The organism is Dellaglioa sp. CoH-57-MRSF-18, from assembly GCF_056781995.1.
In genome coordinates, this window is sequence record NZ_JBXAXX010000005.1 from 12,921 (window position 1) to 25,901 (window position 12,981).

The 12,981-nt window shown below is 35.8% G+C and carries 8 protein-coding genes; 1 reads left to right on the plus strand and 7 read right to left on the minus strand.

The features are described 5' to 3' along the window. Nucleotides 1-98 precede the first annotated feature (98 nt). The gene (locus AC1RPG_RS06120; RefSeq protein ID WP_481761737.1) at nt 99-626 is read left to right on the plus strand and encodes a hypothetical protein; all 528 of its coding nucleotides are present in this window, start codon (nt 99-101) and stop codon (nt 624-626) included. A gap of 31 nt (nt 627-657) precedes the next feature. On the opposite strand, the gene AC1RPG_RS06125 is transcribed toward AC1RPG_RS06120, so the two are convergent. The 7 genes from AC1RPG_RS06125 to AC1RPG_RS06155 form a co-directional block, all read right to left on the minus strand. Continuing rightward, complete coding sequence (locus tag AC1RPG_RS06125) at nt 658-1,044, minus strand: DUF956 family protein (protein WP_409021995.1); 387 nt, start codon at nt 1,042-1,044, stop codon at nt 658-660. Nucleotides 1,045-1,149: 105 nt separating this feature from the next. Continuing rightward, nucleotides 1,150-2,058: a PTS system mannose/fructose/sorbose family transporter subunit IID gene (locus AC1RPG_RS06130; RefSeq protein ID WP_481761738.1), complete on the minus strand. Its 909-nt coding sequence runs from the start codon at nt 2,056-2,058 to the stop codon at nt 1,150-1,152. Between the two features lie 23 nt (nt 2,059-2,081). Continuing rightward, nucleotides 2,082-2,885 carry a PTS mannose/fructose/sorbose transporter subunit IIC gene (locus AC1RPG_RS06135; RefSeq protein ID WP_481761739.1) on the minus strand — a complete coding sequence of 268 codons (804 nt, stop codon included), beginning with the start codon at nt 2,883-2,885 and terminating at the stop codon, nt 2,082-2,084. 38 nt (nt 2,886-2,923) lie between these two features. After that, nucleotides 2,924-3,907: a mannose/fructose/sorbose PTS transporter subunit IIA gene (locus tag AC1RPG_RS06140; protein WP_481761740.1), complete on the minus strand. Its 984-nt coding sequence runs from the start codon at nt 3,905-3,907 to the stop codon at nt 2,924-2,926. Between the two features lie 492 nt (nt 3,908-4,399). Then, nucleotides 4,400-8,140, minus strand: a complete 3,741-nt coding sequence (gene addA, locus AC1RPG_RS06145) for a helicase-exonuclease AddAB subunit AddA (RefSeq protein ID WP_481761741.1) — start codon at nt 8,138-8,140, stop codon at nt 4,400-4,402. Continuing rightward, nucleotides 8,133-11,702 carry a PD-(D/E)XK nuclease family protein gene (locus AC1RPG_RS06150; RefSeq protein ID WP_481761742.1) on the minus strand — a complete coding sequence of 1,190 codons (3,570 nt, stop codon included), beginning with the start codon at nt 11,700-11,702 and terminating at the stop codon, nt 8,133-8,135. Before AC1RPG_RS06150 ends, addA begins: the two co-directional genes overlap by 8 nt. A gap of 138 nt (nt 11,703-11,840) precedes the next feature. Beyond that, entirely contained in the window at nt 11,841-12,809 is a 969-nt protein-coding gene (locus tag AC1RPG_RS06155) for a ribose-phosphate diphosphokinase (protein ID WP_481761743.1), read from the minus strand. Nucleotides 12,810-12,981: the final 172 nt, after the last annotated feature.

Sequence of the window (12,981 nt, forward strand, 5' to 3'; positions counted from 1 at the left end):
TACCATAGATAAAGACTGACTACTAGAAATCGAAAGGACCTGCATTTCAACCCATTATAGGATATACTTAAAGCAATTGTTCGAAAGAGGTGAATCAAATGTCTGACTCAAAAAAATACCCAATTAGTCCCTATTTTGAAATTAAAAATAATCATCCTTGGTACCTTGATGCCGAAATTGATGACTTATCACTTTATAATCAAAACTTTAAGGTTGTCTTACAAACAATAACTAAAAATGAAAATATTAATAAAGGGTGGCGCGATGAGGATTTAGAATCTAACATTCAGTTACTCCTTCTTATTGATTACGAAGAACTTGAAGTTTGGAAATATCCCGTCGATTTGTCATTTGATAAATTATCTTTAAAGGAAGATGTTGTATCATTCAATGAAAATAGTCGTATTGCACTTTATTTTGAAGATGATCAAGCTGTGATGCGAAAACTCGGCTACCTACCAAAAGAGGATACATTACAGGTCCATAATATTATGGCAGGCCTACCACATTATAAAATTGCCACTTATTTGACAGGCGGTCCTTATAAGAAATTAACGTTCGAAGACGACGAACTTCAAATTGATAATGGTTTTGAAGAATTTCGTTTAAATATTTTAATCTACTAAAAAAACATTCTCAATGAGAATGTTTTTTTGATTACTTATTTTTACTTTTTTTATTAAAAATTGATTTAACTGATCGTTTTAAAACATCGCCCATTCCAAGTGATTGAACCATATGAGCTGGATCAACATAGTTACGCATTGCACGTAACACCATTTTTGGTTTTTTAGACGCAAAAGTAAATGTCCCATTCTTCTTCGTTTTAATTGCATATCTCGGAATCCATCGTCCTTTAAACATCACAGACGCGATAACTTGATCAACTTCATCCCATGGAATTTGGATAAACTTGCGTGCATCACGGTCATTATAAAATTCAAACCCTTTATCGCCAATCATGATTTTACCATAATCAGTTAAACCTGTGAAAGCAGTTGCATCGATTGTTAAGTCTACCTTTGTATTAATTGACTGGACCATAGTATTTCGACTCCAATGTTTTTTGACGTTATCTTATTATACCTTAATTAATTGCATTGAACCATATAAAAAAACCCAGGAAAATTCCTGAGTTTTTTTGAAATTTTATAAAATTCCAAGTACGTGTCCACCGATACCAACTATGAATAAACCTAGAATGATAAGAATTGGTGAAACTTTTTTCTTAAGTAACCACATACAGAAGAATGTTAATAATAATGCTGCTAAACCTGGAATTAATTGATCCAAGTTATTTTGTAATGTTGTTACTTTATTTGGTGAAAGAGCTAAACCGTCGCTAGCTTGTTGCATAGCTGTTTGCATGCCTTTTCCACCTTGGAGTTTATCAAAATCAATATAAGCACCTTTATCCAACTTAACTGTTGAAATAACTGGCGTAAATTTGATTGAAACCCAACGTTCTACTAATGCGGCTAAAACGAACATTCCCAGTACCGAAGCACCTTTAGTAACATCTTGTAATAAGCCACCTGACATATCTTCAGAAATCTTAGAACCAGCTCTATAACCGAATTCTTGTGTATACCACATGAATCCCATACGGATGATATTCCAAGCTACGAAGAAAATGATTGGTCCCATAATGTTACCACCCATAGCCAATGAAGCACCTAAAGCACCTAACATTGGACGAACAGTAAACCAGAATACGGGATCACCGACACCAGCCAAAGGACCCATCATACCAACTTTAACACCTTGAATTGCAACATCATCAATAGGGGCACCATTAGCACGTTCTTCTTCAAGTGCTAATGTAACACCAAGGATTGGTGAAGCAAGATAAGGATGAGTGTTAAAGAATTCCATGTGTCGTTTCATTGCTGACGTACGTTCTTCTTTAGTTTTGTATAATTTTTTAATTGCTGGAATCATTGAGAATGTCCAACCACCATTTTGCATACGTTCGTAGTTCCATGAACCTTGAATAAACGTTGAACGCCATGCTACAGCCAATCGATCTTTTTTAGTTAATTCAATTTTATCTGCCATAATATATTCCTCCTTCTTCCAGTTTAATAATCGTTTAGAATTTCGCCAAGTGGATCACCGGTATTATTGCCACCGCCACCATTTGATGAACCACCCATTTTTGAAAGGTTCAAGTAAATAAGAGCAAGAGCAACACCGATAGCACCAATAGCGATCAATGTTAATTGAGTAATAGCTGCGACTACGAAACCAAGAATAAAGAATGGCCATACTTCTTTTGTAGCCATCATGTTAATAACAAGTGCATAACCAACGGCAACAACCATACCACCACCAATAGCCATACCATCTGTTAACCATGCGGGCATTGATTCAAGGAAACCTTTAACTGTTTCAGCTGGAATAAAGAGCAATGCTCCGGCTGGAATAGCAATACGGATACCTTGCATACCAATAGCAAGAACATGCCATATTTCTAGCTTACGGATATTACCTTGTTCTGCTGCTGCATCCATTGCATGAACAATAGGAACAGCAAGTGTACGAACAACCATTGTTAAGAATAATCCGGCAACGGCAAGGGGAACGGCGATAGCGATAGCTGATCCAACACCTTTAATCCCTTGTCCACCTAATACTAAAATAATTGCTGATGCAACTGAAGCAAGTGCAGCATCGGGTGCAATAGCTGCCCCGACATTAGCCCAACCAAGTGCGATCATTTGAAGTGTACCACCTAAAACAATTCCGGCGGTTAAATTACCGGTTACTAACCCGATTAATGTACATGCCACTAGTGGTTGATGGAATTGGAATTCATCTAAAATTCCACCCATACCAGCTAGAAAGGCAATAATTACTACTAAAATCATTGATATAGCTGACATAATAAGCCTCCTAAATTAATTTTCTTTTATTGTGTTGTTTAAGCTTTTGCTAATTCACCTTTAGCTTTTTTGAGAATGTTAGCCATATTCTCTTTTGAATCGTTAGGTACTTTACGGACATCAAATTTAACGCCCTTATCTTCTAGTTTTTCAAAAGTATCAACATCGTCTTGTCCCATTGATAATACGTTGTTAACAACTACTTTACCAACTGAATGAGCCATTGAACCAAGGTTAACTTCGTCAAATTTCATTCCGCCTTCAATTGCTGTTAACACATCTTGTGGACTTTCAAAAAGAAGTAATGCTTTCATTCCACCAAAACGAGGGTCTTTTGAAACTTCAATCATCTTAGCAATTGGCACAACATGTGCAATAATACCAGGTGGTGAAGCTTGTTCAATTAAGTTTTTACGAAGTGTATCCTTAGCAACATTATCAGAAACAACGATAATACGGTCAGGCTTAACTGATTTAGACCATGCTGTAGCAACTTGTCCATGCAATAAACGTGAATCAATACGTGTTAAAACGTATTTAATTTTACCATCACCGATTACAGTTCCTTCAGGAATTGAACCAGTAGGTTTGTTTGTTGCAACAACAGCTGCTTCTTTTGGTGCTAAATCTTCTGGCTTAATCTTAACGCCACCTTTTGCTTCGCTTAGAATACTTGCAGCAATTTCTTGTGCAGAATCCATTGACAAGCGTGCTGCGTAGGCTTCAATTAACATTGGTAAGTTTAAACCTGTAACAATTGCCCATTTATCTTTATGAGCGTCAAGCAAACCGTTTGCTTGATTAAATGGTGATCCACCCCATAAATCAACTAAGAATAAGACTTCTTCAGGATCATCAAAAGTAGCAATTGCTGCTTCAAGATGAGCTTTTAAATCGTCTGGTCCTTCGTTTGGCATGAAAGTTACAGCTTGAACATTTTCTTGTTCACCAAAAATCATTGAACCGGATTGCATGATGCCTTCGGAAAATTTACCGTGACTTGCAATTACAATTCCAACCATTTTAAAACCTCCTAAATTTTTATCAGATTACTGTAAGAACTCCGGAAAAACGCTTACATTTATAATATAAAAACACGCAAAAATTATTTCAAAAACAACTTAAGCATTTTGCTTTTGTTCCTAGGTAATCTGATTTAATTTTAAAATGTTACGAAACACTTAAAAATAATATCGTTTCCATAACGTCTATGTTGTTAAGTATAGCACAACGATTACGAATTACTATTAAAAATATTAATTTGTATTCGCTTACAATTATACCATTTAATCGTATAGATATTAGTTATCAACCTATATGATGGGTTTTTTTACGTTTCCATAGCTTGTTTCATTCAACAAAATCTTATCTATACCAATTTATAAAAAAAGTTTTGTTATATACAATGCTATTTTATTTTTTTAACACAAAGTGGTATTGAAATTGCTTAAAATATTTTCTTATTCTTTTCATTGATTAAAAAAAGACCTCATTGAAATGAGATCTTCGAATTATTAAACTTCAACAACTTGATTAATAGACAGCAAATACAGATATTTATGCGCAACTTTCAACCCAGTCATATTCTCTAGTGCTTCGCCATATAAGTTCAATTGGCCACGATAACGTGCTGTCAATTTTTCTATTTCTTCTATTGTATTGTCTTTAGAAACTTTATCAGTCTTATAATCAAATACCACCAACGTATTATCTTTTACAAAATAACCATCGATAATTCCATGGATCAAAACTTTTTCCTTATTTGACTCAACCTTTTGAAATAGCTCATTGGCAGGTAGTAACATTGAGAATGGCGCTTCACGTTGTACATCGTTACCTATAGTTAGAATTTCTTTGCCTAAATCCGTTTGAAAGAAATTGGCAATGTGTTGTCCATTAATTAACGTAGCAACTTCTTTAGTGACTACTTTTGCCGTCACTAATTGCTCAATTTTAGCTTGGATTATCGCTAAAGTTATCTCACTAGTTAAATCTAATTCTTGTAAAATGAGATGAGTTGCACTCCCAATATCACTTCCCATTGGTGCTGCAACTCCCTGCATAAATTTCGGTACAGCAAGTTCACTCGTAACGTATCGGTTGCCTTGTCCTTCAATACTCAACTGATTCATTTCGCGATTAGCTGGATCATCGAATAGACGTTTTACTTCCGATACAGCTTGGTAAGCAGTTGTTTTAGTTAAATTATCGAATGGATACTGAAAATTTAAGACTTGATCAATTTGATTAACATCAATATCCTCAAACGTCTCAGGCATCTCACCCGTGATTGTTTCTAACCAATCCGTCTGAGAAACTTCTTCACTCACTTTACTCATCTGGTTCAGGTCGGTTTTTTGATAAAATTTAACGCTAAATTGCGTTTCATCATCACTTAATAGTAGTGATGATGTTGCTGGATCCAATAATAGTGACATATCAAAAGTAGGATGACGAACTAGCGCCATACCAATCCAATCCATGAAATTTTTAATACCACTTCGAGCTGTTGCATTTAAAACTAATTGTTGGCTTTGAAATGCCTTTTGCCAATGATTAATTGCCGTTTTTTTATTTGTGTAAGCCCCCACAATAAATAATCGTTGTTCCGCACGCGTTAAGGCTACGTACAGTAATCGCATTTCTTCCGCTTCTGATTTTGCAATAGCAGCTGATTTTACAATTGTTTTTTGTAGCGTATCTTCCATCGTCCGATTTTCAGGATTTAAATAGGTTATTCCTAATCCAGCCTGATCATCAATTAAATAAGGTTTTCGCATCGCCATTTGATTAAACTGGTGTGTCGCGTCAACCAAGAAGACCATTGGAAATTCAAGTCCCTTACTACCATGAATTGTCATGACTGACACTGCATTTGCGACATTTTGTACAGGTGCTTCTGCTAAATCCTTATCGCGTTCCTGCATTTTTTCAATGAAGCGCACAAACTGGAATAAACCTTTAAAACTACTATTTTCGTAAGCGTGAGCTCGGTTATACAACGCATGTAAATTGGCTTGGCGCTGACTTCCAGCTGGCATCCCCCCGACATAATCAAGAAATCCAGTATCCTGATAAATCTGCCAAATTAAGGTCGCAATTTGATTTTCATGCGCGATTTCACGAAAGCCCGAAAGTTGTGTTAAGAAACGTTCAATTTTATTATACAGTGTTTTTGCGAAGCTACCTGCTTTAAACGTATCAAAATTTTGATAAAAAGTTAACACCGCTTGATAGTAATCATCTGTTCGGTTGCCAATCCGTAAATAGGCCAGTTGATTTTCATCTAATCCAACAATTGGCGACCGTAGGACACTTACCAATGGAATATCTTGATAGGGATTATCAATAATTCGTAATAATGACATCATAATTCTGATTTCAGTTGTTTGGAAATAGCTCTCCGCATCATTCACAACGACTGGAATACCCATTTTTTTAAATTGGTCAATAATCACCAAATTATTTTTACGAGTTGGGACTAGTAATGCAATATCTCGGTATTCAACGGGACGTTTTTCTGATTTATCACGGTCAAAAATCTCTGTTTCATCTACGATTAACGCTTGAATCCGTTGACCAATTAAAGCAATTTGGCCTTCCGATTTACCATCAATTTCAAACTGATCATTCGTTGCTTCACTATCATCATCCGGTCTTTCTGCAGATTCAGGTTCATCAGATTCGTAAATCAGCACTTCTGCTTTTTGCTCAATATCTGGGTAGTAGTTTGCCCCAAAAACCAATTTAGCATCATTATCATAAGCCATTTGTCCAACGGTTTCATCCATAATCTGGGTAAAAATTAAGTTAGTCACATCTGTTACATTCTTCACAGAACGAAAATTTTCAGCTAAGATAATTCGATTTCCATTACTGTCAGTTTCTTTATAAGCTTGGTATTTACTTAAAAACAAACTAGGATCAGCCAGCCTAAAACCATATATTGACTGCTTTACATCCCCCACCATAAACATATTACCGGGATTAGTCGTGGTTACCCTTGTCAAAATAGCTTCTTGTAGTTGATTAGTATCCTGATACTCATCTACCAGAACTTCTTCATATTTTCCTTGTAGAGCAGCTTGTGTTTGCTCGGAAGATTCAGAATCACTCGCTAAAATGTCCAGTGCTAAATGCTCCAAATCATTAAAATCAAGTATATGTCTTTGACGTTTCTCTTTGGTGAAGGCATCACTAAATAAGCCAATCACACTGACTAATTTTTCAACTAATTTCTTAGATTCTGTCATGATATGCAGTGTTTCTGTTTCATTTAAAACAAAAAATTGTTCTGATAAGTTAGCTAAACGTTTTTTTATTCCAGCTTTTAATTCTTTAATTTGATCCTTAGCAACAGCTTGGTCATCTTCTAAATTTTTAGCTGGCACACTAGGCGCACGTTTCAATTCGTACCCACGAATATTATCGCGAATTTGATTCCAAGAACCATCGTTTTCAACAGATTGGACAACAGCTAACAACATCTGACTTTCTTCTTCAGTCACTGCTTGATGTTTCTCTAACCCAAATTGAATTGATAGTTCTAGAGCCGTTTTTAAATCGGCCTGGATTTGCGTTAAATTTGCTTGAACTAATGGCTTAATACTCTTTTGGTAAAACGAACTACTGATTAAATTATCGCCAACATCATAAGTTGCTGCCAAACTAGCCAACCAACCGGTAGGATCTGGTTTCGAACTCGCAAATGTAAATAGGCTAAAAACCAACTCAGATAAACCATCATCATTTCGATCATTTGAAAAATTTTGTGTTAATCTCTCAAAGTCGACATCGTCTTTGGCATACAACATTTCCCGGACGTCTTCCCAGACACTCTCTCTTAATAAAGCCGCCTCAGTCATATCTGTTAACATTCTAAAAACGGGATCCAAATCAATCACATAATAGTAGCGTTTAATTAATTGGAGACAAAATGCATCAAATGTACTAATATTTGCAACTGGCAAGCGCATTAATTGATCCATTAAATGTTGTTTTTGTTCATGATTGTCTGCTTCATTGATTGCCTTTTGAAGTGCCACCTGAATCCGTTGACGCATTTCTTTAGCTGCAGCGTCTGTAAACGTAACAACTAATAAGTCATCAATAGCTGTTCCCGTTAATATTTTTTGAATGACGCGTTCAACTAAAACTCGTGTTTTACCGGAACCGGCAGAGGCTGATACAAGAATATTAGTCCCACTTTCATCGATAGCACGTTGTTGATTTGGTGTAAATGTAAACTTACTCATTACTGTCGGCCTCCCCGTCTATAATCCGTTTTTCAATTTCTTCCCAGCTTAATTTACTTATTTCATGGTAATTATTTTCGGGTAACATCGCATCAAATTGGAATATTGATTTATATGGTGAATATTGTAGGGCTGTTTTTTTAGCGTTCCATCTAGCCGGACTTAAATCGATTATCCCTTCGAAAATATCTGTTGCCGCATCAATAATTAATTGTTTATTGTGTACCAACAAGAAATCTAAATCTGATTGTGAAATCAATTTTTTTGAACGAGCTGATGGTGATGTGAACCCTTTTTTCGTTTTTCTAAATGGATAGATTAATGAAAACCCTGTTGATTCGTCTTCAAAATCAGTATCTAAATGGCTCAGTAACTGCTCATCTTCCAATAATAGCCCATCCATTTGGTTTGCTTTCAACAACGTATTATCCAATCCTTTTTTCTGTACATCTTCAATTTTCAGCTTAGGATTTTGTAAGTGCATGTAAACTGCACCAGCTGCCGAAGTTTTCAGTCCAGTATTTGGTGCAATTACCTCTGCATTCTCAATCAATGCTTGCAAGTAAGTTAACATTTGCATTGATAATCCATAGAAAGCATCACTAAAATCAAACTTTCGAATCCCTGATTTGTAATCGACGATTCCAAGATATTGTTTTGAATCAACCTTCATATAATCAATTCGATCAATTTTACCGCGGACTTTAACTGAATGGCCGCCAGGTAACTTATAAGCTAGGGCTTTCAAACCTGACTCAGCACCGACATGACCAAATAAAACTTCTGTTTTCAGTGGCTTCATCTTTGTTTGTTGCCCTTGTTGCCACATGGCATGCGTCACTTGTTTTAATAGAAGACTTAATTGTTTAGCAATATAGCCCATTCGACTTGAACTACCAAGAATTTGGAACTGAGGTAACTCGCGCATATCTTTTAAAATTACATTCAAATATTCATCTAGTTGTTCTTTGGGTACATTGGCATAGACTTGGTTTGATTCAGTCACAACTTTCATCAACTCATCCAACCCCATATGGAAAAACTCACCAGTACTTGCAGGAGACAGCTCGAAAATGTCTCGTTCTTTCAATTTCAACCCATATTGTAAAAAATATTCAAATGGATTACGATAGAAAGTTTCTAGTTTTGAAATTGAAGTATTCATTTGTGTTCCATATAAATCAGTTATAATTTCCGGCGTCAACTTAACCGGTATATTTTTATACGCTAAGCTTCCTAATAATTGTTTCGTTAATGGTCCCATTTCTGGGTCAGCCGACAGTTGACGTAACACATACAACCAAGCACTAGGCATGGATACTGCAGTTGTTTTGGCAAGTCGACTAGCTACAACCAATGATGATAATGTACTACGTTTTGTTCCGATAAAATCAAGGACTGATTGTTCTGTTAATTCAGGATTAGCAGCTAAATGTTGAACTGATAAATTGAAGTGTTCTTTAATCATCATTAAATAAGGCGATGGATTTAAATTCTTTTCGCCATCGTTGCCACTTGGATATGAAAAAATCAATTGTTCGCGTGGTCCTAAAAATCCGAGATAATTCAAAAAGGGTTCAGCGGCCATTTGACTAATAGCCGAATCGGCTAAGTATTGATCATCAGTTAATAGATTAGCCATTTTCGCCCGATCATCATCTGTTAATAATTGTGTCTGACTAACTTGTTCTGGCATCACCATATCAGTTGATCCAATCATAAAGGTAATCTTTCGGTTGTTCATTTGAACCATCCCTGATTCAGAAATAACGACCTGATCTAATGTTGATGGCACTTGTGAGTAACTTGCCCCTTCAAATCCCGCTTGAATCAAGGCCATGAAGTCAGCGGTATTGAACATTTTAGTTCCCAATGTTTCAACATATTCATCTAACATCCCAACAAATGTTTGCCAAGTTTGTTCTGGTTCTTCTGATTGTGAGATGTTTCCAGCAGCTAAATAGCGGTCTCGCCAACTTAACAAGCGTTGTGTCACACCTTGTTCAACAAGAAACTGATAAATTAGCTTTGCCCCCTCTTCACCGGTTGTCGCCTGATCTAGTTGATTGAAGAATCCTGGTAAAACGTCTTTAACAAAATGTCTAATTTGATTAATTTGTACTGTGATACTTTGGTCCTTATCCGTCTGTTGCTCATCTGCATCCGTAAAATCAAACCGGTAGAACGTCCAATCATCTTCACGTAGCCACTGAGAACCAGAAAAACCGTATTTTAAAACCATATTTTCTGTTAAATCAACAGCACTACGGTACTGTTCAATTGGCATAGCATGATTTTCTATTTGTGGTATTAATAATTCAGTTTTTAATAAGCGCATCATTGCGCCATATTGATAATGCTTTTCTTTCACCTCAAATAACGCTGCCAGTAACTCGACTAAGGGATGGTCAGCCATTGCGTGTTGTAAATCGTTAAAATAAGGTATTTTAAATTCTTTAAAAACCGGTGGAATAACCGTTTCGTAGCTATCTAAATGCCGCGTTAAAATCATAAAATCTCGATAACGATACTCCTTAGTTGCAACTAACTGGCGAATTTTTGTCGCCACTTGTCGAATTTCAATATACCGACTATCGGCTTCAAAAAGTTGAATAGAATCTGAATTTTCTAACCTTTCTGATTTTGTTTTAACTAACCGTCTAGAGTCAATCCAAAAATCTTCCAGACGAGATAAGTCGGGATTCTGGTTAACTTTGGTTTCAGCATAACTATCCGTTAGCACTGGAATCTGAGCTTGATGTGCTTTTTCAATCAAATTAACATACATCCGGCTTGATTTATAAAATAAGTCAGATTTTTCAGCAACTTCATGTGCATTGCCTTTATCTAAGACTAAGCCAATTGTAATCTGTTTCGCACCCTTAATCAGTGCGTTCACGAGCTCCTGCTCTTGTGCTGTAAATTGAGAAAAATGGTCAATATAAAAATAACTCGTCTTCAAAACGTCATCTGTTAAATAACGACTCAACTCTGCTAATAAATCATTATTTTCAATATATCGGTCAGCCATCGCAGCATCAAATGCGCGATAGATAATTTGTAAATCATCTAATTTAGCACCTAAGTCCCCAGTCGTTGGGAAAGATTCAGCAATCCGAGTTAAATCATCAACTGTCACACAACCAACTTTTAATTCTTTCAGTTGGCTGACTAGTTGTGAAATAAACCCAGTTTGGGTCCTTTCACCACGAAATATTGTTAATTCATCTTCATGTTCCGAAATTAATTGATAAACTAACATATTTAATCCAGACTGAGATAAACGAGGAATCTGATAATAGGGTGTATTCTTCAAAAAGAACCAAGCTAATCGAGTAAACGAAAAGACTTGGACGTTCGATTGTGCAAAAATATTTTGTTCGACAAGTTTGTCTTTACCTAATGCTTCAAGGATACTAACTTCTGCTTCGAACTTAATATGATTGGGAACAAGATAAAAAAAAGATGCCGTTGAATCAGTCGTTTGCGCTGCTTTTAATTGTGCAACAAGGCTTGCTTGATGGTCTTTACTAGCTTTTCCTAGGACAAATTTTAAACTCATTTTAACTCCCCTTTTCATACCGCTAACTCGTTATCATTACCTAATAATATACCATATTTAGCTGTTATATTTTTTTAAGAACACATAAAAACCGCTGGACAAATCACAAAGGTGATTTAACCAGCGGTTCATTTTAATTTAATCTTTTTCTGTAAATAGTTTATCAACTGAGCGATTCTTATGAATTAAATCAATTGCTTGGCCAAACAAGTCGGCAACTGATAAGCGCACAAGTTTATCGAGCTTGTCAGCTTCTGGAACAACGATACTATCTGTTACAATCACTTGTTTAATATTGTCATCAGATAAAGCTTCAATCGCACCTTTTGACATCACAGCATGTGTTGCACAAGCATAAATATCTGTTGCACCAGCAGCTTTAAGTGCACGCGCTGCATCAGTCATCATTGTCCCTGTATCAATCATATCATCAATAATGATACAACGACGCCCTTTTACATCGCCAATAATTGATGTTGCTGCAATATTATCAGCAAAATCAGATCCACGTTTATCAACAATAGCAATTTGTGCTTTGAGCTTTTCAGCCATATTACGAGCACCTTTAACACTATTATGATCAGGTGAAATCACAACAACATCATCTGTAATCCCATTTTCAATGAAGTATTTAGCTTGGATTTCTAAAGAAACTAAATGATCAACTGGAATGTTAAAGAATCCTTGTAATTGAGCGGCATGTAAATCAAGTGTAATTACACGAGAAACACCGGCTAATTGAATAAAGTTTGCAACTAACTTAGCTGTAATAGGTTCACGTGAACGTGCTTTACGATCTGAACGTGCATAACCATAATAAGGCATTACAACGTTAATTGTACCCGCACTTGCACGACGTAACGCATCAACCATAATCAAAAGTTCCAGTAAATTTTCATTTACTGGATTTGAGATTGATTGGATAACATAAACATCTGCGCCACGAATACTTTCATCAATGTTGATTTGAATTTCGCCATCACTGAAATGTTTCACGGATGCTGTAGAAAGACTAGTATTTAAAACCTTAGCCACCTTCTCCGCTAATTCAACGTTAGAATTAAGTGCAAATAATTTTAATTGACCTTTTGCGAATTGACCCGACATGATAGCCTCCGTTATTAATCTGTATTTTTTCTTTATAGTTCTATTATAATGAATTTACACTTAAATTACTATGCTCTAAGTAAAAAGTTTAAGATTATCTGAATTGTTCCTTCAGACTAAACGACAATCCTTATGTTTAATGGTAAAATAGACAGATACGAACTTAAAAATA